Annotated in this window: 19 protein-coding genes; 12 read left to right on the forward strand and 7 right to left on the reverse strand. The window is 52.0% G+C overall.

Annotation, left to right across the window (positions count from 1 at the left end):
• Position 1 precedes the first annotated feature (1 nt).
• From BLQ88_RS08995 to BLQ88_RS09005, 3 genes are read right to left on the reverse strand one after another with little or no spacing between them, the layout of a single operon-like run.
• A complete protein-coding gene (locus tag BLQ88_RS08995) occupies positions 2-1012 on the reverse strand; it encodes a glycosyltransferase family 9 protein (RefSeq protein WP_090148570.1) in 1011 nt (336 codons plus the stop codon).
• Positions 1009-1995: a glycosyltransferase family 2 protein gene (locus BLQ88_RS09000; protein ID WP_090148571.1), complete on the reverse strand. Its 987-nt coding sequence runs from the start codon at positions 1993-1995 to the stop codon at positions 1009-1011. The genes BLQ88_RS08995 and BLQ88_RS09000 overlap by 4 nt, the downstream gene beginning before the upstream one ends.
• Positions 1995-3704, reverse strand: a complete 1710-nt coding sequence (locus BLQ88_RS09005) for a carbamoyltransferase family protein (protein ID WP_090148573.1) — start codon at positions 3702-3704, stop codon at positions 1995-1997. The genes BLQ88_RS09000 and BLQ88_RS09005 overlap by 1 nt, the downstream gene beginning before the upstream one ends.
• Before the next feature lie 240 nt (positions 3705-3944).
• Between BLQ88_RS09005 and BLQ88_RS09010 the strand changes: the two genes are divergently transcribed.
• The 9 genes from BLQ88_RS09010 to BLQ88_RS09050 all read left to right on the forward strand — a co-directional run bounded on the left by BLQ88_RS09010 (position 3945) and on the right by BLQ88_RS09050 (position 13160).
• Positions 3945-4946, forward strand: coding sequence for a glycosyltransferase (locus BLQ88_RS09010; RefSeq protein WP_090148575.1), 1002 nt, complete (start codon positions 3945-3947; stop codon positions 4944-4946).
• On the forward strand, positions 4918-6240 hold the full coding sequence (locus BLQ88_RS09015; RefSeq protein WP_090148576.1) for a glycosyltransferase: 1323 nt from the start codon (positions 4918-4920) through the stop codon (positions 6238-6240). The genes BLQ88_RS09010 and BLQ88_RS09015 overlap by 29 nt, the downstream gene beginning before the upstream one ends.
• Positions 6230-6817, forward strand: coding sequence for a D-glycero-alpha-D-manno-heptose-1,7-bisphosphate 7-phosphatase (locus tag BLQ88_RS09020; protein ID WP_090148578.1), 588 nt, complete (start codon positions 6230-6232; stop codon positions 6815-6817). Before BLQ88_RS09015 ends, BLQ88_RS09020 begins: the two co-directional genes overlap by 11 nt.
• Complete coding sequence (locus BLQ88_RS09025; protein WP_090148579.1) at positions 6795-7886, forward strand: glycosyltransferase family 9 protein; 1092 nt, start codon at positions 6795-6797, stop codon at positions 7884-7886. Before BLQ88_RS09020 ends, BLQ88_RS09025 begins: the two co-directional genes overlap by 23 nt.
• A 100-nt stretch (positions 7887-7986) precedes the next feature.
• Entirely contained in the window at positions 7987-9102 is a 1116-nt protein-coding gene (locus tag BLQ88_RS09030) for a helix-turn-helix domain-containing protein (RefSeq protein ID WP_143016819.1), read from the forward strand.
• Between the two features lie 90 nt (positions 9103-9192).
• Positions 9193-11064 carry a serine hydrolase domain-containing protein gene (locus BLQ88_RS09035; RefSeq protein WP_176884949.1) on the forward strand — a complete coding sequence of 624 codons (1872 nt, stop codon included), beginning with the start codon at positions 9193-9195 and terminating at the stop codon, positions 11062-11064.
• Positions 11065-11211: 147 nt separating this feature from the next.
• Positions 11212-11439, forward strand: a complete 228-nt coding sequence (locus tag BLQ88_RS09040; RefSeq protein WP_143016820.1) for a hypothetical protein — start codon at positions 11212-11214, stop codon at positions 11437-11439.
• A gap of 63 nt (positions 11440-11502) precedes the next feature.
• A complete protein-coding gene (locus BLQ88_RS09045; RefSeq protein ID WP_090148586.1) occupies positions 11503-12294 on the forward strand; it encodes a HipA family kinase in 792 nt (263 codons plus the stop codon).
• Positions 12291-13160 (forward strand): DUF3037 domain-containing protein, encoded by an 870-nt coding sequence (locus BLQ88_RS09050; protein WP_090148587.1) that lies wholly within the window; start codon positions 12291-12293, stop codon positions 13158-13160. The genes BLQ88_RS09045 and BLQ88_RS09050 overlap by 4 nt, the downstream gene beginning before the upstream one ends.
• Positions 13161-13164: 4 nt before the next feature.
• On the opposite strand, the gene BLQ88_RS09055 is transcribed toward BLQ88_RS09050, so the two are convergent.
• From BLQ88_RS09055 to BLQ88_RS09070, 4 genes are all read right to left on the reverse strand, one after another.
• Positions 13165-14751 (reverse strand): M12 family metallopeptidase, encoded by a 1587-nt coding sequence (locus tag BLQ88_RS09055; protein ID WP_176884950.1) that lies wholly within the window; start codon positions 14749-14751, stop codon positions 13165-13167.
• 128 nt (positions 14752-14879) lie between these two features.
• Positions 14880-16412, reverse strand: coding sequence for a SulP family inorganic anion transporter (locus tag BLQ88_RS09060; protein ID WP_090148966.1), 1533 nt, complete (start codon positions 16410-16412; stop codon positions 14880-14882).
• A 248-nt stretch (positions 16413-16660) separates the two neighbouring features.
• A complete protein-coding gene (locus BLQ88_RS09065) occupies positions 16661-18235 on the reverse strand; it encodes a SusD/RagB family nutrient-binding outer membrane lipoprotein (RefSeq protein ID WP_090148590.1) in 1575 nt (524 codons plus the stop codon).
• A 19-nt stretch (positions 18236-18254) separates the two neighbouring features.
• Entirely contained in the window at positions 18255-21377 is a 3123-nt protein-coding gene (locus BLQ88_RS09070; protein WP_090148592.1) for a SusC/RagA family TonB-linked outer membrane protein, read from the reverse strand.
• A 526-nt stretch (positions 21378-21903) separates the two neighbouring features.
• Here BLQ88_RS09070 and BLQ88_RS09075 point away from each other — a divergent pair.
• Genes BLQ88_RS09075 through BLQ88_RS09085 form a run of 3 tightly spaced genes read left to right on the forward strand, consistent with a single transcriptional unit; the run spans position 21904 to position 24046 of the window.
• Positions 21904-22374, forward strand: a complete 471-nt coding sequence (locus tag BLQ88_RS09075; RefSeq protein WP_090148594.1) for a hypothetical protein — start codon at positions 21904-21906, stop codon at positions 22372-22374.
• Positions 22371-22619, forward strand: coding sequence for a helix-turn-helix transcriptional regulator (locus BLQ88_RS09080; protein WP_229212634.1), 249 nt, complete (start codon positions 22371-22373; stop codon positions 22617-22619). The genes BLQ88_RS09075 and BLQ88_RS09080 overlap by 4 nt, the downstream gene beginning before the upstream one ends.
• Before the next feature lie 20 nt (positions 22620-22639).
• Positions 22640-24046: a TlpA family protein disulfide reductase gene (locus tag BLQ88_RS09085; protein WP_090148595.1), complete on the forward strand. Its 1407-nt coding sequence runs from the start codon at positions 22640-22642 to the stop codon at positions 24044-24046.
• Positions 24047-24053 lie beyond the last annotated feature (7 nt).

Here is a 24053-nt window from a genome sequence, read left to right on the forward strand (position 1 = left end):
ATTACCTGCCTGCCGCCACGGCCTGGTATCGCGCTTCCAAAAGCATTTCCATTTCGGTCTGTACGTGTTCGTAGTCGGTACGGCAGGTCCAGTCGATGGTTTTGTGCAGCCGGGTATTGAGCGGGCCCCATCGTTCGGGTTCGCCGTCCATGCTGATCACAATGCTGGGCGTTTCTACGGCTGCGGCAATGTGTGAAACGCCGGTGCAGTTGCTGATCAGTAAATCGGCTTCCCTGATGAGCTGGCCTATTTCTCCCAATCCCGTTTGCCCGCTAAGGTCTATCGCCGGGTAATCCATTTGGTCGATCACTTCCTGGGTGATCTGCGCTTCGCTTGCGGTACCTGTTATCACCACCTGATAACCCATTCCGGCACATTGATCGGCCAGGCAGGCGAAATGCGAAGTCGGCCATTGCCGCCATGCGCCGCGGGAGCCCGGGTGCACACATACGTAGCGGTCGCCCGCGAGGAGCGGGGAGTTCTTGTGTGAATGTCTTACTTCATCGTCACTCACCGGGAATTCGAGCTTGTCGCCAAGCGCAGCAATGCCCAAATGTTCCATCAAGCGCAAATGCCGGTGGATTTCCGAAATGCCTTCGGGATATCCGACAAACCACTCAGGATTACCCTCGTTGCCTTCGGTATGGAACCCCGCGACTGCGCCCGCATCAAGGTCGCGCAGCATTTCGTTAACGACACTCCCGTTTCCCTGCATTTGCAGGATAAGGTCGAAGCCCTCCTTGCGCATTTGGGTCAGAAACTCTTGCCAGGCAAGTTGGTCGAATGGTTGCTCGGGCAGTTCGGGGTAGCCGGGGAAATGGATGAAGCCGTCAAAATATCCGGCAAACCGTTCGGTAAACGATTTGGCCCAGGGCAGCCCCAGCAATACGATTTCGGCATCAGGATAGGCGCCGCGCAGCGCACGGAATGCCGGAACGCCGCACAGCATATCGCCCAGTTGCAATGCCCTGAAAACGGCGATTTTTCGGGTGGTTTCAGCTGGAAATTTCATAGGAAAAATACTTTGTAACGCAGTGCCCCGCGAAGTGTCCAATAAACGGAAAGATATGGGATAACCAACGACGTGAAAATCATTTCCAGGCGGTGGGACAGGGAATCGGAGGTCCCTTTCAGCCGCCGGATCACAAAAGCGCCGACTGCCAGCGCCCATACAGCCAATGCGGCCGCAGCGACTCCCTGCATACCCGCTACCAATGCGGCAATGGCGGCCAGGGTCGCCAGAATAATAATGTAATACGTCCAAACCGGCCCGGAAGAAATCTTCGCCCGATAAAACTGCGGGTGCTTTTTAAACAGCAATGCGTTGAACATGCTCTTCCGCTGCTCCGCTATGCTCACGCCCCAGTCCGCCTCGCGCACCGGGTGGCAGACCGCCGCCTGCGGTACATGCACAATGGGGATTTTTAGTTCCAATAGCTTAAATTCCAGGTCGGAATCCTCGCGCCACGCAATAGGAAAATCCTCGTCGAAACCGCCGGTCATTTCCAGCGCAGCCCGTGAGCAAGTGCAGTTGGCGGTGATAAATTCCGCAGTAGCGAGGTGCGCGACGTTCTTTTCGTAATCGGTCGGTTTTGGGGAAATGGGCACGATTACTCTCCCCGTGAATGCTACAAACCGCTCGGCCATAGCCTGGTAGCGGGCCGCATACTCTTCCAGCCAGCACGGATCGGGAATGCAGTCGTCGTCGGTAAAGACGACGAGCTCCCCGGTGCTCTTTTTCCAACCGTAATTACGGGCTGCGGCAGGTCCTTTTTTAGCGGGTAAATGGTGAAAGAAAACGGCACAGTCGGGCTGCTCGCGGATGAAGCGCTCGATTAGCACCTCGGTTTCGCGGTCGGGGCCGTCGGATACGACGATCACCTCGTAAAATGTTCGCCAGTACGTTTGCTCGCGAAGCGCGTCCAGGCACTTTCGGAGGAGTGCCGGACGCTTGTAAGTAGGAATAACCACGCTGATATTGACAGGTAGTATCATTATTTTTCAAGAATGAATGAATTGATAATCAATGCGTCGAAAGGAGACGTCCAGAAACACTCGATCGCGTCGCGCGGGGAGCAGACGATCGGCTCGCCGCGGGTATTGAATGAAGTATTTACCAAAACAGGCACGCCGGTAAGCGCTTTGAATTCGCTGAGCAGTTCGTGGTAGAGGGGATGCTGCTGTGCGTTCACTGTCTGCACGCGCGCAGTGCCGTCGGTATGGCGCACGGCCGGAATCTGATCGGCCTTGTCGTCTTTCACAGGATACACAAACAGCATAAATGGTGAAACGTGTGCGTTTTCAAACCATTCGGGCGCATCTTCTTCTCGTACCACCGGCGCTACCGGCCGGAAATCTTCCCGGTCTTTGATATCGTTGAGCCGCGCCTGCATATCGGGGTTAATCGGCGAGGCGAGAATGGACCTTGCTCCCAGCGAACGGGGACCGAACTCCATGCGGCCCTGGTACCAGGCGATGATCTTGTCCTGCGCCAGTATTTCAGCTGTTTCTTTCGCGACGTTATACAGGCGCTTGTAAGGTGTTTTTGCCCAGATCATAAATTGCTCGATCTCCGCGTCGCTGTATTCGGGACCCCAGTACACGTGCTCCATCGGCTCGGTGTAGCGTGGCCCTTCCGCATCGGCGTGAAGCCGGGCGTCCAGCCATTGTGCAGCGCCCAATGCGGTACCTGCATCTCCGGCCGCTGGCTGCACCCACACGTTTTTGAACGGGCCCCGGTCGCGGATCACCGCATTCATGACGCAGTTCAATGCAACGCCGCCTGCCATGCACAGATTTTCGGCGCCGGTCTGGTCGTACAGCCATTGTGCGAGCTTCAACACGGTTTCTTCCAATGCTTTTTGCAATGAATGCGCGATGTCGTGGTGCAGCTGTTCGAACGGATCGTCCTTCTTGCGGCCTGGCCCCCACCATTGTTCGGGATCGAAGTCGTCGATGGCGTATTGACCGTCCTCGCCCACGCGGATCACCGAACGGAAGTCTTCAAGGTAAACCGGGTTGCCGTAGGAAGCAAGCGCCATTACCTTGTACTCGTCCGACGAATGCAGGAAGCCGAGGTAGGTGGTGATTTTTTCATACAAAATACCCAGGGAATGCGGCATATCCACGGTTGCGAGCTGTTTCAGTGTGTTTCCTTTTCCCAGAAAATAGCCGGTAGTGGCTTTTTCTCCGCGCCCGTCGATAGTCAACACAGCCGCTTCGGTAAATGGTGAAGGGAAGAACGCGCTGGCCGCGTGCGAAATATGGTGGTTGACAAACTCCCATTTACCCGAAAGGTCGCCGGCCTCGGCCAGGCGCTTTTGCAAATGGTGCGGGTAACCGTCGCGCAGCTGCTCGGGCGCTTTGCGGATGTAGTTGAGAAATATCGTGTCCCAGCCATTGTATATCTTCGACGGCGTCAGGATGTCGTCATAGGCCTCATCTTCGTACACCGACGCGTCGCTCACACCTTCCGGATCGAACGAGTAAGCAATGCGGTCGACGTCTTTGAGCGTGATACCTGCCGTTTTAAGGCAGAAGTCGATCGCATGAAACGGTATTTCCCAGGTAGTGAAGGGGACAGGCCGTTTGCCGTGTTTGATATGCGTAAATCTTTCCTCCTCGGCAGCGGCGATCAGGCGACCGTCTCTGACCAGTGCCGCAGCGCTGTCGTGGAACGCTGCATTGATTCCCAATATGTACATAAGCGATGGTATGATTTGAAATGCGGCGTGCAGCACACAAGTACCATGCCAGTGACGGGCTGGGGAAGTTCTTCCATGAGCCACATCCCGGCTACCGGGCGCTATACGTTGCGTTTGGAAGCGCTTCTCACACACTTTCATGTGTACCCGCCTAATTGCCTCGTAATGAGGAAAGCGTTTCCGGGGTAGTGGCACTGTTTTTTACAAGGCGCGGTCTGTTTTAATCCAAAACCAACCAATATGAATGGGACGAGCGACACAAAAACGCGGCTGAAAATCTTTACATGGCATATTCATGGAAGCTATCTCTACTACCTTTCACAAGGCAATTACGACATTTATATTCCCGTCAATGAAGTTAAATCCGAGGGCTATTATGGCCGTGGAAAGACGTTTCCGTTCGGCCCGAACGTGATCGAGGTGCCTGCCGCCGAGGTGCAGAATGTGGAGTTCGACTGTATCCTGTTCCAGTCGGAGCGCAACTTCCTGACCGACCAGCACGATATTCTCTCCGACGGGCAAAAGCGTGGCCCGAGGGTGTACGTAGAGCACAACACGCCCGAAAAGCATCCCACCAACACCCGGCATGTCATGACCGACCCGACCGTGACGCTCGTGCATGTGACCCATTTCAACAAACTCATGTGGGATAACGGCGGGCTTCCGAATGTGCGCGTGATCGAGCATGGTGTATGCATTCCGGAAGTGCAATGGAAAGGGGATATTCCCAGGGGTATTGTGGTGATCAACCACATTCAGCAACGGGGCCGCATTACCGGCTGGGACGTTTTCGAGGAGGTGCGGAAACACGTCCCGATAGACCTCATCGGCATGGGTACCGAGCAGTCGGGCGGGCTGGGGGAGGTGCTCAACCCAAAGTTACCGGAGTTTATCAGCCATTACCGCTTCTTTTTCAACCCGATCCGCTCTACCAGTTTCGGGCTGGCCGTGTGCGAGGCCATGATGACCGGTATGCCCATCGTAGCCCTGGCGACGACCGAATATGTGACCGTGATCAAAGACGGTGAATCGGGCTGGATCGATACCAACGTCGACAAGCTCATCGAAGGCATGCGCAGGCTAATCGACGAGCCGCAGCTGGCTCAGAGCCTGGGCGAAAATGCCCGCCGCATTGCGCTTGACCGCTTCGCCATCGGCCGCTTCACTGCCGTCTGGGAGAAAATTTTTACAGAAACCATTCAACTTCATCAACATGAAACGGAAAATAGCATTTATCAGTGAGCACGCATCGCCGCTGGCGGTGCTGGGCGGCGTCGATAGCGGCGGTCAGAATGTGTATGTGGCCGAGATCTGCAAGTCGCTCTCGAGGCTGGGATATAGTATCGATATTTTTACCAGAAAAGATGATGAAGGCCTACCCGAGATCGTAGAATGGCTGCCGGGCATCCGCGTGGTGCATGTGGAGGCAGGGCCGGCGCGTGAGGTGCCGAAAGAGCAGTTGCTGGGTTTTATGGATGAGTTCACCAAAAGTATGGTGGGGCTAATCCGGCGGCTGCATCTGGACTATGAACTGGTTCATGCCAATTTTTTCATGTCGGGGCTGGTGGCGTCGGAGATCAAACTCATTCTTGGCATTCCGTATGTGATCACTTTTCATGCATTGGGCAAGATCCGGATGATCCACCAGAAGGAAAACGACGCATTTCCCGCCACACGGCTCGATATCGAGCAGATGATCGTGGAAGACGCCGACTACATTATCGCCGAATGCCCGCAGGACAAGCAGGACCTGATCGAGCATTACCAAGCCGACCCGACCCGCATTACTATTATCCCTTGCGGATTTAGTTCGGAAGAATTCGCCCCCGCGCCGAAAGCGGGCGCCCGTCGTAGACTTGGCTTACACAAAAACGACGTGGTACTGCTGCAACTGGGCAGGATCGTGCCTAGGAAGGGTGTCGACAATGTGATCCGCGCAATGCATTATCTGAAAGAAATACCCAACATCAAACTGCTTGTAGTGGGCGGCTCCGATGAGAAGCCCGATTTCGAGCGCGATCCGGAGTTTAAGCGGCTGAAAGCATTGGCCAAAACGGAAGGAGTCGAAGATAAAGTGGTTTTCACTGGCCGCCGAAACCGTAAGCAATTGAAATACTATTACCAGGCGGCCGATTTCTTCATCTCGACGCCCTGGTACGAGCCATTCGGCATTACCCCGCTCGAAGCCATGGCCTGTGGCACGCCGGTAATCGGCTCGGATGTGGGAGGGATTAAATACACGGTGCGACACGGCGAAACCGGTTTTCTGGTGCCGCCGCATGATCCGCTGGCATTGGCGGAGGCGGTAAAAAAAGGAATTTCCTGCCCGGAGCAGTACGCGCAACTTTGCGAAAATGCATTGAACCGCGTGAATGAAAATTTTACGTGGTCTTTCGTAGCGGAGAAGGCTCACGGGTTGTACATGCTGGTAATGGCCAAGCGCGAAGCAAAACCGGCCTACCTGCTGGATCTGAGAAGAGCACAAACCAAACCCTTGGGCGGTTACCAGGCAAATGCGATTACTTATGCTTCATGAATTGGTCAAGGCGGTATTTCTCGATAAGGACGGCACGCTCATCCGCGACGAGCCCTATAATGTCGACCCGGCAAAGGTAGTTTTTGAGGACGACGTCTTCGAAGGGCTGCGAACATTGCAGGGCGATGGCTACCGGCTGGTGATCATTTCAAACCAGCCGGGGCTTGCCATGGGTTTGTTTTCGCAAACAGAACTCGACGCGCTTGTGCATTATTTCGAAGACCGTTTCGCGGAAAATGGCATCATGCTGGCTGGTTTCTACTACTGCCCGCATTTGCCTGCCGCACAAGACATCGCGTGCGAATGCCGCAAGCCGGAACCGGGTATGCTGCTTCGTGCCGCCAGGGAGCTGCATATCGACCTGAGCAAGTCGTGGATGATCGGGGATATCCTGAACGACGTCGAGGCTGGAAACCGGGCGGGGTGCCGCACGGTCCTGATTGATAATGGTAACGAAACCGAGTGGGAAACCGGCCCGTACCGCGAGCCGCATTACACTACCCGCTATTTCCTAGATGCCACCGATTACATCACTGCGCAAACCATCTCTTCGGATGACACCACCCAGTTGCCGTAACGTTCTGTGTGTCCGGGCAGATAATATGGGAGATGTGATTATGTCGTCGCCCGCCATGCGTGCGCTCAAAGAGTCGTTCGGGAGCCGGATTACTTTGCTTACATCGCCTGCCGGCAGCATTGTTGTGCCGTATTTAAGCTGTGTTGACGATGTGATCGTCGCTGCATTGCCGTGGGTGAAAAGCGACGGGATGGACAGTGGGGCCCTGCTTGCATTGACCGGAGAAATACAAAGCCGCTCGTTCGATGCGGCCATTATTTTTACCGTATACAGCCAAAGCGCTTTGCCCGCGGGCATGCTCGCGTACATGGCGGGCATTCCCGTGCGGGTAGCCTACGCACGCGAGAACCCATACGACCTGCTCACGCACTGGGCGCCAGACCAGGAACCCTATGCGCATATCATGCACCAGGTGGAGCGGGATTTAAGCTTGGTGAAAATGCTCGGCGCCCATGTCGCCGAGGACCGACTGCTACTCGAAAAAAAACTTAATTCCGATTTTGCATTAACACAAAAACTAGAAGCGCAGGGCATAGGCGACGCATTTATCATCCTGCATCCCGGGGTGTCGGAAACCAAGCGGGAATATCCCGCAGAATACTGGATTGCCGTCGGCAAGCTGTTGGCCGACGCATTTGGAATGCCCTTGCTGGTTACCGGCTCCGGCTCAGAAAAAACGCTTGCGTACCGCATTGCAGCCGGGATAGGCGAAGGTGCTGTTTCTCTCGCCGGAACGCTGAATCTCGGTGAATTTATCGCGCTGGTAGGCCGGTCAGTTTGCGTGGTATCGGTCAATACGGGGACGATCCACATTGCTGCGGCAATGCAAACGCCTGCCGTGGTTTTATATGCCCAGACAAATCCCCAGCACACGCCCTGGAAATCTCCTCATGCATTGCTTCCATTTTCAGTTCCTGTAAATCTGCGGAGCAAAAATCCCGTTATCCGGCACGTTGCCGACCGGCTTTATACCGAAGAAATTCCTTTCCCCGAGCCGCAGCGCGTGTTCGAGGCTGTGAGAGAGCTACTTGCCGCTGCGGATACTCATCTGCCACCGGCCGTCCTTTGAGCATGCCCGTCAGCGCTGACTGTTCACCTCCCAAGCCTCCCGCACGGGCTCAGGCAAGTATATTTGCCCTGATCATTGCTTGCATTCGAAACTTTTTGCATTGAACAATCCGCTTCTGATCGGCCTGGCGACGGGCGCCGCTTTCCTGCTGGCATTTCTGCTGATCGACCCGCCGGGGCATCGAAACCTGTACGCCAACCGCTGGCTGGCCATATTCGCAGCGACTCTGGGCTGTGCGATGCTCGAAATTTTCCTGCATAATCTCGATTTACAACACGATTACCGTGTGTTGGCCGACCTGGCGGAGGTTTCGCGCTTTTTGTCCGCACCGGCATTGTATCTGAGCATTGCCTGCTTCGTGAGTCCGGAACGGAGATTCAGGAGAATCGAACTCCTGCATTTGCTGCCGTTCGTGCTTTTCCTGCTTTTGATCATGACCCATATGATTTCGGGGCGTAATGTTGAGATCAATCTGGCAGTGGCGAAGTTGTTTTTCGGCATTATCGGGATTACTTTGCCCTTACAGACCGTCGTGTACTGGGCATTGAGCTACGGGAAGCTCCGGGTGCACCAGCGAAATATCCGTGAAGTGGTTTCTTCAACCGACCTGGTGGATTTGCGCTGGCTGCAAAAATTGCTGTGGGTGCTGGCCGGGGTCATTTGCCTATGGTTGAACCTCGCCTTTTTTGAGCTGCCCGGCGTGGCGCGCCTGACTCCATTTCTGTATCTGGTCGCCATTTACTTTTTGTCGTATTTCGCGTTGCGGCAGGGGGAGGTGTATGCATTTTCGAAGGAGAGCCGCCAGGAGATCCAATCGCTGGTAGTGGAGACAGCCGGGAAGCCCGCGCGGCAGAAGCGGGTGGACGACGCGGTATTCGACGACCTGAAAACCCGTTTGGAAGAGTTAATGCAATCTCAAAAGCCCTACCTCGATCCGGCACTTTCGCTGCCTTCGCTCGCCGGGAAGCTGGGCATTTCGGTTCATGAGCTTTCTTATGTGGTTAATGAGGCTTACGAGGAGAATTTCTTTGCATTCGTCAACCGGTACCGGGTGACCGAAGCGAAGCGGCTGCTGCTTTCGGATGCATTTGAAAAGCTGAATATCCTTGGCGTGGCCTACGAGTCGGGTTTTAATTCCAAAACCACCTTTAATACTACATTCAAAAAGCTGACCGGCCAGTCGCCGACCGATTTTGTGCGGTCGGGGAAGTTGTGATTTAAAGTAAATGTTGTTCGGCTGGATACATCCGAACGCATGGGAAAGCGAGCAGGGGCATTTTTGAGGCGTCACAAACCTCAGAGCCCTATGTTTTTATTGAAACAAAAATTACTTCCCTTACTTGTTATCCTCGTTACCGCCACCGCATTGCCGTGCCTGGCGCAACCAAATCCCGCACCGCAAACCATTGCCGGACTTGTATCGGACCTGCAAGCCGAAATGCAAAAGCAGCATGTTGCGGGGATGATGCTTTCCATTGTTACCCGCGATTCGGCGCTGTTCTCCGGCGGGATTGGCTATGCGGATGCCGACAAGCGCACGCAGGTCAAGCCGCACCATTTGTTCAGGCAGGCTTCGGTTACCAAACTTTTCGTTGCCCTCGGTGTGCTGAAACTCGTGCAGAACGGTCAGCTCGCATTGCGGGCGCATCTGAAAGACGTCGCCCCGGAGATCCCGTTCCGCAACGAATGGGAGGAAACCAGCCCGGTCACGATCGAGGATTTGCTGGAACACAGCACCGGCTTTGCCGACAAATCGCCGTTCGAGGAGTACAATTTCACCGGACGCCGTTTCGACGGCCTCGCGGGTGTAAAAGTTTTTGAAAAATTCATGTTCAGTCGCTGGAAGCCGGGGGAGCGTCATGCCTATTCCGGTGTAAACTACGCGATTTTGGCTTATCTGATCGAGAAGCTATCCCGTCAGTCGCTCGACAATTACCTGCGTAATCATGTTTTCAGTCCCCTTGGAATGCCCGATGCCAATGTCGACCTGGCCGGAAAAGCGCCGGGCGCATACGCACAAGGGTACGTGCGGCAGGCAGGTGCGTACCGGCCTGTACCGCACCAGCCGCAATATAATGCGGGCTATGGCTCACTGAATGCCTCCGCTGGCGATCTCACGCACGCATTGCAGGCATACCTGCACGGGTGGGCGACGGATTCCAGCCAGTTTTTATCCGCGGATTACCTGCGCCAATCCGAAACTCCGCATAGCTATCTTTCGGCAAAAGCCGGCCTGCACCATACCTATGCATATGGAAATGAAGGGTATGAGCTGGAAGGGCGTGTTTTCAGAGGGCACCGCGGCGCGATAGGGGGCTTTTTGTCGGCCTTTCTGTACAACCGCGAAGCTGGTGTCGGTTATGCATTCAGCATCAATACGCACAATGAGGCATTTTACCGGCAGGCCGATGCATTGATCCGGGCGTTCGTGACGAAAGGTTTATCGAAGCCTGTGCTTGGAAAACGGGTTCCATTCAAGACGCCGGATTTCGGTCGCTATGCCGGGTATTACCGCCTCGCCAATCCCGGCCAGCTCTATACCGGTTTTCTGGAACAATTTCAAAACACCCTGCGCCTCGACACAGCCGGCGGGCATTTGAACGCACATTTGCTAATGGGCGGCACCATGCATTTTGAGCAGGCAGAAAGTGCATTGCTGCGGTTCAAAGCACCCCATGCCTATTCTTCGCACGCTGCATTACTCCTTGATGCCTCAGATGAGCCGGTGTTTACAGACCGGACGCTTTATTTTACACCGATATCCGCATTCAATGCCTGGTTTTCACTCGTAATGCTTTTGGGTGGTATGGTACTGCTACTCAGCAGCATTGTTTTCGGGCTTGCGAACGGAATTCTTTACATCCGGAAACGCTGGCCGCTTCCGATACTGTTGGTACGGCTTACACCTGCATTGGCAGCAACCTGTATTTTGCTCATTATCAGTGCGGGTACGCGGCTTATGGAATTAATGAAAGCGTGCCTTCCTATGGACAACGCACAGGTGCTGTGGATGGCTGGAAAGCTTGGTTTCGCCGTTTTTGTGATTGCAACTATCGGGCTTCTTGCCATGACCTGGAAGCGTTTGCATTCACTGTGGTTGAGAATATATCTGGTTCTGCTGGCCGTTTCGGGCGGATATTGGCTGGGCATTTTAATGCGAAACCATTGGTATTGGTAAGCGGAGGCCAATGCAGTGCGCTCGAACAGTTATCACGGATGTCAGCGATTTATCCGTGATAATTTTCCATTAGCAAGAATTGTTAGGATGTTTTTGGTGAATGGGGTATGTTGGCAAAAACTAACACAACTGAAAACCATTCAAACCATGCCAACCTTCATACACAACGAAAAGCACGACCGCGCGATTAACCTGGAACACATCCATAGCATCAGAAAAGAAAACGGCATCCGCTATGAGATCATCTTCGAATCCGTAGCAATGAACGGAGGCACCGGAGGCCAGGTAGAGATCGGCCGCTGGCCGTTTGAAAGCGAAAAAGAGCGGGACAAGGTTTTGAAATGGATTTTGAATTCTTATGGGCTGGGGGTATGATTACTGGTTTTCAGTAAAATATCTTAGATTTTCGGTTTTAACAGAAGAAACTAAATCTGAGATTTGCTACCTGTATATCGAGCTATTCAAAAAGTTGCATCGTTGCAAGGAGGAACCACCAGGCCGTGGAAGGTTATTGTACTTAAAGACAATACGCCGACACCGTTTGTGGTAAAATTCTTTAACAGCAAGGATATTGAGGATGCGCAGCATGTAGCAAGGGAAGTGTTTAGCAATGCAATCGCGTCGGATTTGGATTTATCCGTTCCCGAACCTGCCCTTATCTTGCTAGACGAGGCTTTTATTGCAACGCTTGATGTGGGAGACAGGGAATTTCTGGAAGCGAAGGATAGTCGCGTTAAGTACGGATCTCAGTTTATTGAGGGATCTGTTCAATACACACGAGGGCTCGGAAGGCATATACTGGATCGGTACGAGGTTGAGAACATATATGCGTTTGATAATCTGGTACACAATGTGGATCGTAAAAATATCAAACCTAATATACTCCTGCGGGACAACTCGTATTATTTAATAGATCATGAATTAACGCTTCCCATCAATCTTAAATCAATTCAGAATGTTCGGGCCGGAGTATCATTTTACGAGTACCGAATCCATATTTTCTACAAATACCTCCGGCTTGCGAAGCATGATACTAAGTTGAGGTATTTTGAATCGTTTGAAGATCACTTGCGTTATATGAGGCCAGTGGAAAAGCTCAGTCCTTTAAGAGATCAGCTGATTGATTTAGACCACCCTGTGGGTGATTTCGATACATTGATCGAGTATCTCAATCTGGTGAAGCAAAATCCGTCGATATTTACAAAAATTCTAAAGAACCAGGTTTTATGAGCCATCTCAACTTCAAATATAGCCTGCTCAAATACATTCACTCGGACCTTCTGGGTGAGGCTTTGAATATTGGGATACTGTTTACTTTTCCTGAAACGGGTGAAGTAGTTTTTCGGTATCCGTCGAACTTCGTGAGGGTCCGTGGTGCATATGGTGATGGTTTTTCCCAGTCGGTGGTGAACGGCGTTCTGAAAGGACTTGCGAAGTCCGTTGACGCCTTTAGCAGAGATCAGCAACGCCCAATTAATTTTTACCTTGAAGAGAATGACCATTCCGCGATGTTGAATGAGCTATTACTCCGCGACGCAACTGTATTAAGGTTTGAACGGGTGGAATCTGCGGTTCTTTATGCGCCGGCAAAAAAGGTGGTAGATGACTACTACGAATTGTTTTTTCGCCATTATGAGGAAAATGAGCCGGTGCGAAACAAACTTGATGAGGAATTTATATCGAAAAGGATTAAACACTTGTTGGCTAGCAAAGCGCCGGACTATACGAAACTGTTACGGAAGGATGTCGTGGTCAGTGCGCCAATGTTACCAGAGGGAAGTTTTACATTCGATTTCGCATGGAAAAACGAAATAGATCATTTTGTAAAGCCGGTCGGTTTCGACCTTCATGACGCTAAGGCAATCAACCAAAAGGCAGCGACCTATTTCGGTTATCTTACGGCTATTTCTGACGCTATCAATGGTAATGCGGTAGATATTTTGACCACAAGGCCGCAGATAAAAGGCCTTTGGCAAACATATGAGAAGGCTGTCGAGCTAATCGACGCCGTAAAAATCAACAAAAAGATTATTGAGCATGACAATTTCGTCGACTATGCCGACGAAATTGTCAACCATGGTCACATGGATGTTTAATCTATTACTCCGCAAACTCATTCACCGCCAGCTCCGTCACGCCGGCCCAGCCGTTTGAGACCGCTTTCACAATGCCATTTTCCGTCACACTGTACAGCGTATTGCCGCTGGTAACGAGCAGGTTTTTGCCGTTGGTGGAGAGTTGCGCGCCGGGGGCGAAGATCGGGGTGGTGTGGACGGTGGCGGCGCCGGTCATGGTGTTGATTTTGTAGAGCTTGCCGTCGGGTTTGATGAGGTAAACTTTTTCGTTGAGTTGCGTTATTTCGGTTACGCCGGTGTAGCCCGAGCCCATGGAAACGAAGTTCTGGCCGTTGAGCGAGACGCGGAAGAGAATGTCGCCGTTGACTATGAAGAGGAACCCGAAGGAGTAGGTCATGGCTGTGGCCGGGAGCCAGTACTGACCGGGCATGGTGGTTTTGCCTGCATTATAAGGAATGTCGATTTTGCAGAGATAGCCGTTTTCCAGAAAGTAAAGGTAGTCCTGCGCATAAGCCATGGCCTTGATGCTCGTGTTGAAGCCCAGCACGCTGTAACCTTTGATCATCCGCGTGTCCGATTGGAAGAGTTTCAGGCCTTCGGCAATGTACAGTCGCTTGGGTGTAAACAGCATTTTCTTGTTGCCGGGGAAGGTGCCGGGGTATGCCGCCATTTTTCCGGAAGTAGAGTCGGCGAGGTAAATATTGTCCGGTTTTCCCGCTATCACATTGGAATACAAATTGATAATGGCGCTGATGTCATTGGTCGAAAGGTGTGCGCGCTGGACGGTGAATGTCTTGTTATCCAGCCTGGTCATCACGGGCTGCCCGTTTTTGGAATACGCCCAGGAATCGAGCATCATGATGGAGCCGAAATCGAATGAGCCGTAAGGCATTGGGTCATAGCCGTTGTCGGGTACCTTAGCCAGGTTCGGCACGTCGGCGTCGGAAACGTTGGCCAGGTTGACTTTAATGGAAATATCGCGGTCGGGGCGGGTATGCTCGTGCAGGAGCCCCACCGTGTGGCCGATCTCGTGCAAAACCCCACCTTTGGAAGCGTCAATCGGCAGGGTGATATATTGTTCGCCACCAATCTTGCCTACCGACGAGGAATAGCCTCTTGCCCTTTTGAACGTCACGAAATCCGATCGTAAAACCGGGTAATTGCCCAGCCCGGGTAGTTGTCCCCGTCGTTCCACGAAACGCACGGGCGTCGTCGCTTCCAGTTCCGCGATAGCTTCCAGGATGGGGGTTTTATTACTGATGGACGCATCGATGGAGTAGGGCACCCGGCCGTTTTTCCATACCGTAAAAAGCTTCATCAGTGCCTGCGTGCGTGCATTGCCGGTTTGCCCCAGTTGTTCGGGGGAGAGGATGATATCGCCGTCGAACACCGATTTGCCATCTATTTCCGTGTAAGTGATCTCGTTGCCGCGGAATGTGCCTTTTTTCTGAATGCCGGCTTCACCCGGGTAAGCCACCTCCGCCGCCTGGCGGCCTATTGCAGCTTCCGGCTGGGTGGTTACCGAATTTTCGGGTGTCATTTCCCGGCAGGAAGTAATGTAAAATGCGGCGCACAGCATGCCCGTTCTGACCAATAGATTTGTGCCTTTCATGATCGATGTAGTTTTGAAATGATTCATGATCAAAACTAACCCGGTGGCGGCGCCGGGGCCGCAAATGCTCGATGAAGGGAGGCGGAAAATCGCTGAACGGGATACGGACGGGTAGAATTACGCAGCCACTACCGCTCGGTTGCGACGTGGTATGCCGGATCTTCGATCAGGTTCACGTCGATCACCGTCTCTGCATTTTTGATAAGCTTCCGGCAGTCGTCACTGAGGTGTTTCAAATGCAATGTTTTGCCGGCGGCACGGTAGCGCTCGGTGAGCTTGTTAACGGCCTCGATGGCGGACATGTCGGCAATCCGGCTTTCTTTGAAATCAATGACCACTTCGGCCGGGTCTTCCGAAACATCGAACTTTTCGTTGAATGCGGTGACCGACGCAAAAAACAGCGGTCCGTAGATTTCATAATGCTTCACGCCTTTTTCATCGACAAACTTCCTCGCCCGAATGCGTTTCGCGCTCTCCCACGCGAACACGAGCGCCGAAATGATCACACCGATAAGCACAGCCAATGCAAGGTTATGCAGGAAAATCGTGATGGCGGCAACCAGGATACCGACGAAAATATCCTGCTTTGGCATTTTATTAATGATCCTGAAACTCGCCCATTCGAATGTACCGATCGCCACCATGATCATCACGCCCGTGAGCGCAGCTATGGGAAGCTTTCCGATCACCGGAGCGCCGAATAGGATTACACAAAGGATCGTCAGCGATGCAATGATCCCCGAAAGCCGCGCACGTGCACCGGCGCTGAGGTTAACAAGCGTTTGCGCGATCATCGGGCAGCCGCCCATGCCGAAAAAGAAGCCGTTGAGCAGGTTTGCGCCGCCCTGGGCAATGCTTTCGCGGTTGCCATTGCCTTTCGTGGCGGTCATTTCATCCACGAGGTTGAGTGTGAGCAGGCCTTCGGTCAAGCCTACTGCGGCCATTACCAGTGCGTATGGCGCTATAATGGTGAATGTTTCGAGATTGAATACAATATCCGGGACGTGAAACGGCGGGAAGCCGCCTGCCACCGATGCGATGTCGCTTACGGTTTTTGTTTCGATACCGAAGCCCAATACAACCGCAAAAATAACGATGATCGCGATCAGCGATGCGGGTACGGCTTTCGTGAAACGGGGAATAATGAGAATGATCGCGATCGTCAGCGCGACGAGCGACGCCATGATGAGCAGCGGCTTTCCGGTAAGCCAGGCGCCGCTGTTTCCCGGTTCTTTAAACTGATTGAGCTGCGACATGAAAATGATCACCGCAAGCCCATTCACAAACCCGTACATGACCGGCTGCGGCACGAGCCGGATAAATTTGGCCAGTTTGAAGAGCCCGATCGCGATTTGGATCAGTCCCGCCAATGCGACGGCCGCGAACACGTATTCGATGCCATGGCTCTGCATAAGGGCGATCAGGACAATCACCGTCGCGCCGGCCCCGCCGGAAATCAGCCCCGGCCGGCCGCCGAAAACGGCCGTTACCAATCCCATAATGAATGCCGCATACAGCCCGACGAGAGGCGGAAAGCCCGCCAGGATCGCAAAAGAGAGCGATTCGGGCATCATGGTCATAGCCACCGTAAGGCCGGCGAGGATTTCATTTTTGTAATTTACTTTTTGTTTGAAATCAAATAGGTTCAAATAGGTGTTCACGCCTGAGAGTTGTTTCAATGTGGTCAAATGGAAAGTTGGGACTCGTCGTTGGAAGAGCCTGTAATTGGAGAGACGAGCAAAAAAACGTCAGGGTGGAGTAATGGGAGAGGGGCAGCAAACTTTGTTCATGCATGCAAAGTTACAACCAAAAACCTGACCGGACACAAAAAGAGAGCTGCCCGTTTACAGGCAGCTCTCCGCGATAGTTACTAGTTGATCAATTATCTCGATCCGTTACCGTGCAGCAATCAGAAGTTTGCTTTGCCGGTATCCCACCACAAGCGGGTCGCGATGTCGTCTTTCGCACCTGCGCCCATGGTTGCAACGGCGGCCGTAATAGCAGCGGTGTTACCGGTTCTCTCAGCGTTTACAAACGGCATCCTTTTGATCCATTCTGTTGCCGGAATAATACCCCAGTCGCCGTTGCTGTCGTTTTTAGCCACGTGCGGGATTTTAGGATAGCCGGTACGTCTGAAATCCACCCACGCTTCCTGTGTATTGGTGAACGTGTTCAGGTATTTCTGCGTAATGATCTTTTCCAGTTTCAACTCGTTCGAATCCGCATTGTTCCAGGCTACGGTGATAGTCGATGCCGCAGTGAAGTTATTGCGGGCGTCGATCGGGTCCACGTAGTTGATCGGCTTGCTGGTTCCGTCGACGAGATAGGCATCCACACCACCTGCGCCCCAGTCTGCAAACGACAGTTTGATACCGTCCTCGTAGTTGGTCTTAGCATCGCCCGCGCCCTTCCAGCCTCTCAAAGCGGCTTCCGCTTTCAGGAATGCTACCTCCGCAGCGGTGAAGTTTCTTCTGGTCTGAACGGTCTGGAAATCTTCGCTTACTTTCGAGAAAGGCACGTGGTCGGCTTTCGCTTTGATGTATGCACCGTTACGTACGCCTTTGTAAGGCACGGAAGGGTGGTCGGCATACAATGTCGCGTTGGTCATCGGCGCATAATACTTCGAGATCCGGCCATCCTTCAAGCCGACCAGAAACGATTCCATTACAGCACCCATGCGGGTATCATCCCACTCGTAGCAGATTTGCGCAACCGGTATCTTGTTACCATTCAAGGAGTTGATAAAATTATCAGAATTGGCAGCGATCAGACCGGCGGGATCGGCAAGCGCTTTTTCACCTTCTGTTTTAGCAAGCGCCGGATCTACTTTCGAAAGGCGCATAGCCAGGCGCAGGCGAAGGGAGTTCACCAGTTTCTGCCACCGTGGAACGCTGCCTGCATATTGCGTGGGATCAAACTTCTTGTAACCTACATACTCTTTGTTTGCATTGAGATCCGTCTGGATCGAATCCAGTTGCTTGAAGAAAAGCGGGTACAGGTCCGACTCCTTGTCGTAGGCAATGGAATTAGCTGTGGTACCGTATTGTGAATAGATAACCGGCCCGTGGACACCTGTCAGCTTGGAAACTGCGAAAACGCGGATCAGCTTAGCCCAGGTCGCGAACATCGGCAAGTTGTTGTCCTTCGCCAGCTGGATCACCTGTTTCGAAGGCGACATTACGCTACCATAAACCCGGTCCCAATAGGTGTTCCAGCGAATGTAGTAGGTCGTGTTGTTCACGTTACCAACGAAGTCCGTAGGCGTACCCATGAAGCCCATCCAGTTATCCGAGCACAAATCTTCCTCGATCTGGTGACCGTTGAGGTTGAAGATCATATTGGAAAAAGGCGAACCCACGAGGTTGAAGTCCTGTTTAAGCAGCTCGTCCGAAATCTGGTATGGGTTCTGGTTCGTCTCTACAAAGTTATCCGTACAAGCCGCGAAGGCAGCCAGGGATACAAGTCCTAAGATTATTTTTTTCATGTCAGTGATTTTAAAGCTTTTAGAAAGACAATTTCAGGTTCAAACCGTACGATCTTGTAGATGGCAAACCAAATACGTCGGTCGACTGCAAATCATTGTTCGTACTCATGGCCTGTTCAGGATCGAAAGGCGCTTTTTTGTAGAAGAAGAACAAGTTTCTGCCCACGAACGAGATAGAAGCGTCTTTCAGCACGCCGCCTTTGGTTTTGAAATTATAACCGACCACAAGCTGGCCCAGGCGGACGTTCGTTCTTTTGAACACGTACGGTTCCATGATCTTGTTCCTGTCACCGATAGCAGAATAATAGGTGTAAGGATCAATGGAAGTAACGGCTGTACCTTCCGGTTTAACCGCATTGATAGGTACCGAACCGGCGTCACGCGCTTCGGCAGATCTTTCGCTCACACCGTAGGAATCGAGGAAGGCCTCTGTTTTGGAGAATGCAACACCGCCGAATTTACCGTTCACCAGCACATTGGCGAAGAAGTTGCGATAGTTGAAGGTGTTGGTCCATCCCAGCAGCAGCTTGGGGTTCACGTTGCCTACTTTGGTTTGCGTAGCGGCCTTGGTAGGAACGCCATTGGCATCGAGGATGATCTGTCCTGCATCGTTGCGTGCAAATTTGTAAATGTAAACATCATTGAAAGAACCGCCTGCTTTGATAATCGACGCGAAACCTTCGTTATCACCGCCTACCTGATAATTAGGGTTCGACGCGATCAGCTCTACGATTTTGTTCTTGTTCTGAGAAGCATTTACCGTCGTATTCCAGGTGAAATGATCCGTGCGGACAGGCTCGGCAGTCAGGGTAAGCTCAAATCCATTGTTCTCGATCCGCCCCGCATTTACGTAATAAGTAGTGTAACCCGAGCCCGAAGGTGCCGTCAGCGAAAGGAACTGGTTGGTGCTCACGCCATTGTAATAGGTGAAATCGAGTCCCAGCTTGTTGTGGAAGAACTTGGTTTCGATACCGTACTCGTTGGCAACAATTTTTTCAGGTTTCAGGTTGGTGAAAGGCACCTGTGTAGGACGGTTGATACCGCCGATGCCGCTTGGACCACCCGCGCCGCCGATGGCACTCAATGGAAGTACTCTGTTGTAAGGCACCTCGTTGGCAGTTTGCGAGAACGATGCCCGTACTTTCAGCAACGAAATAGCCTGAGGCAGGTTCAGTATCTGGCTCAGTACGGCAGATCCACCGATAGACGGGTAGAAATACGACTGGTTACCGGTAAGCGCCAGGGTAGAAGCCCAGTCGTTACGTCCGGCCAGATCCAGGAACAGGAAATCCTTGAAACCCAATGACAAGTTCGCAAATGCGCCTTTTTTAATGGTATTGCTATAATCCGGGTGATTGTAGAAAATGACATTGTAAGGCATGTTCGAGAACGTAAATACATTGGGGTACTGCAACGAAACCGTTCCGTTGTTCACGGTCATACCATCGTTGTATTTGTTCTTCTGGTAGCTAAGACCGGCCAATGCGGTAAGGCTGAAATCGCCGAAGCTCTTGTTGTACGTAAGGATACCATCCGAGTAAATCGACTGATCGGTATATCTCGTGTAGGCCCATGTGCCATTCGGGCTTACACTCACGGAGTTACCTGCCGCAGCGTAACGCTTGTCGTCCAGCACGTTGTTATAGTCGATGTTGGCACGTACGTCGAAACGCAGGTTTTCTATGATATCGTAAGACAGTTTTACGTTGGCAATGAGCCTTTTGTACGATTGCAGCTTGGGGTTTCTGTTAAGCTCCCAGTAAGGGTTGTTCTGTTTCTCTTCGGTGGAATACCAGTTCATCTTGTCCATATTCCGGTCCTTATTGAACACCGCGTAGTTGGTTTTGTAATCGTTGAAATCGCGGTCGCGGGCAAAGAGGTACAAACCGGTCAATGGGTTGTTGTAGTAACCCGCGCCCGGACGGTTCTTCGATTCTTCCGCCGAGAGGATCACACCTGAGCTGATTGTCATCTTGTCTTTCAGCAATTTGGTGCTTTGGCGGAACGAGAAGTTATTCTTCTGGTAGGTATTTGTTGGCATGATACCTTTGGAAGAAATGTTGGCGTACGAGAAGTAAACGTTTGTTTTGTTGTTCCCGCCAGTGATAGCCACGGAGTTGGTATATGTGGCGCCGGTCCGGAAGAAATTATCGATGTAATCCTTCTGGTAGTTATCCGATTTCACCACTGCCGTTCCCGTAGGCGTCCAGCTGTAATCGCCGCCTACACTGCCATAGCGGTACTGGAAGTCGGGCAGGCCTGATACCTTTTCCAAAACCGCGCTGGAATTGAAATCCACCGACAGCTTGCCTTCCTTACCCTTTTTGGTGGTGATCAGGATCACCCCGTTGGCTCCCTGGCTACCATAAAGAATGGAAGCATTCGCGCCTCTCAGGATGCTGATACTTTCAATATCTGCCGGGTTGATGGCTGAAAGACCATCTCCACCGTCCGTTCCACCGTAAGAACCGGGCTGTCCGCGCTTATTATTCACCATCGGGATACCATCGATCACGTAAAGTGCTTCGCTGGATCCTTGCAGTGACTTGTTACCGCGAAGCACTGCTCTGGTGGAACCGCCTGCTCCTGAGCTGCTTACTTTGATGTCGATACCTGCGGCCTTACCGTTCAGGGCGTCTACAAAGTTGGTATTGGCGGCCGCTCTCAGTTCCTGTCCGCCGATTTGCTGGGTGGCGTAGGTCAGCGCTTTTTTGTCTCTCTGGATACCCAAAGCCGTTACAACCACTTCATCGAGGGTAGCGGCAGATGTTTCCAACACCACGTCCAACACACTTTGCGATCCTACCGTTACTTCTTTGCGGGTGAAACCAATGGAAGAAAATATCAGAATGGCCTGGTCGTTAGGCACATCGATCGAATACTTACCTTCGGCATCGGTAATTGTACCGGTTTCACTACCCTTTATTACTACGGTGGTACCTGGTACAGCCTCTCCTTTATTGTCGGTTACGCGGCCTGTTACTCCTCTTGCGGCAACCAGTTTGGCACTCTTGTGGCTTGCGACGGCTCCGGAGGGTGCCGGCGCGGCAAAGGTCGTGCCCACGGAAGCCGTGAGCGCGGCGATCTGGTAAAAAGTAAGTTTCATCCATAGCGGACACTTTACTTCTTGCTTTCTTTTCATAAGTCTGAACGGTTAAATTTAGGATAAATTTTGGCATAGAGGCTCCGTGCCATCTCCGAGAGACGACCGGGCAATCGAAGTCCGTTAAAGTGCTGACTTTGAGGCTTCTTGTTGTTGGTAGGGATTGAACGTAGAGGGTTACGGCATAGGCAAAACTTGAAATTTTTATTAAAAAGTAATTAAATTGGCAATAACTGACGTGAACAGAGGGTTAATTTTGAATTTTTTTTAAAAATAGTAATTTTATTGGGCTACTAATGCAATTGGTGGTTTTTTGTTCTAAAATTTTTAAAATTTATTAACGAGGTAGTCACTGAGGGAAACAATGCACAAAATAGAAGTGCGAAAGGGGGCATCGGGTAACGTTGCTATATATGTACAAGTGGAAGAAGTGCTCTTCGCATTTTAAATCCGGACAACGCTACATGACTAAGTCAATCAGCAAGTCGTTTTAAAAATTTGTAATGTTTACTTTACTTTTTGTAAATCACTCATTACATTGCAGCGTCACTAACCGTTCAAAAAAATGGCGCTACTATCTTCGGCCCGGTATCGGGCAGCCGGGGTGTTCCTGGCTCTTGCCGGGCTGCTGGGTTTTTGTGTTGCTTCCACCGAGGGGCTCATCAACGTATACCGGATCATCCTGCCGGGTAATACATTGCCGGATGGCGCTTATCCGTACCCTCCCGAATTCTGGGGAGTGAATGCCATTTTGAGCGATGTTTCGATATGCTTTCTGGTGATCGGGATGGCGGCGGTGTTTCTGGCGAAGGAACGCGACGAGTACTTGGAGCGAATCCGCCTGGAATCGGTCCAGTTTGCGGTGTATGCGCAGTTCCTGGTTGGTCTTGTTGCATTTGCCTACGTTTACTGTACGCCCGGTTATCAGATCGAAAACACCTTTCAGGGGATTATGGGCATGGCCTGCGGTGCGTTTCTGGTCGCCTATGGGCTGCGCTACTATTATATTGTTCACATTAAAACGGATGAGGAGTGAGTAGCCAGAACGTCAAACTGGAAAATACGTTGCGTGTGGAGCGTGCGATCAGGCGCATGACGCAGGCGGACCTGGCCGCACGCGTGGATGTGTCGCGCCAGGCGATCATTGCGATTGAAACCGGTAAATTCATTCCCTCGGCGGTGCTGGCAATCAAGCTTGCCAGGGTTTTCGGGAAACCTGTGGAGGACATATTTATACTGCTGGACGAGGAAAGTCCGGTACCCGAGGAAGTAGAACCATAGTATCCAATCCATCATTAGCCATGAAAACTATCTTTCTGTTGCATTTTGCAATGCTTCTGGCCGTGCGCTTTGCGTGCGCGGGCGTCGTGCACATACAAGGTACCGTTAGTAATGCGGGAGACGACAACCTTCAATGCACGATCGTTCCGAACGCACTCCATGCCGAGCGCGTGGGTGTTGTTATACCATTGAAGGAAGGGCGCTTCGACCGCCGGTTGGAGATTTCCGGGGCGGCATTCCTGAGTTTCAGCGACGGTACCAACCATTTTGGAGGGCTGGTGGAGCCAGGCGACAGCATTACCATCCGATACGACCGGTCGGATTTCGCCAACAGCATTTCATACAGCGGAACGGGTAAAGACAAATTTGAAATAACCTATTCCATTGGCCAGATCAAGATTTTGTCGAGAACGGCGCTTGCGGCTGCGAAGAAGCAGAGGTTCCCGGTCGATTATATGTTCGCCGCCATCGACAGTTTGAGAGACGCCGTCGGTGCGCGCATTGCCCGCTCAGCCAGCTCGATGCGTGGTGAAAGCCGGATGCAGTTACTGGGGTATCTTTCGGCCACCGAACTGATCACAAAGCATAATGGCCTGGCAGGCATTTTCGGGGATTCGTTTAACAATATTCTGTCGAACCATAAAGACCAACTTAGCGAAGCTTCCGTAACGCGAATGCACGAGTTGCTGCGGTTCGACGATGCGTTTTACAATTCCAGACTTTACGTGGATGCCCTCACTACGATCGCATCCATTTACCTGGAAGAAAATATACAGCCGCAAACCAGCGATTTTCCCGCTCGCAAATACCAGCTCCTCGCGGACCTGCTGCCGGAAAAGCTACGTTCGCCCGTCATTTACCAGACGCTCAAATCGGATGTTTCAAATTCAACCGGAAATGAAAAGGCCGTGTTAAATGCAATCGATCAACTGACGGATGATTCCCTGAAGCAAATTATCACAGATTTGCTGGCCGGTACGAAACTGCTCAGGGCAGGGGATATGGCCCCGGCGTTTTCCATGGAGAATTTGGCAGGGGAAAAAGTGAATCTGGAATCATTCCGCGGTAAAACCGTCTATCTCGATTTCTGGTTTGCCTCCTGCGGGCCCTGCCATTTACTTTTCAAATCCATCGAACCTGTCAAAAAGCGGTTTGAGAACGACGACCGCGTCGTGTTCCTGACTGTTTCCGTGGATAACCAGCAAACCTGGAAAAAGGCGATCACGAAATTCGGTGTGAAGGGCTACCATGTTTTTACCGAAAACAAATTGCGCGAGCATCCGATCATTAAATCTTACAATGTTACGGGCTATCCTACGACCTATATTATTGATCCGGCGGGTCGGTTCCATTCCATCCGGCCGTCGCAGAATCCGGATATGCTTGCGGCGCAGATAGAAGAGTCGCTTGGTGTATCAAAAAAGTGATTGCCTC

Source organism: Dyadobacter soli, from assembly GCF_900101885.1.
Classification (GTDB): Bacteria; Bacteroidota; Bacteroidia; order Cytophagales; family Spirosomataceae; genus Dyadobacter; species Dyadobacter soli.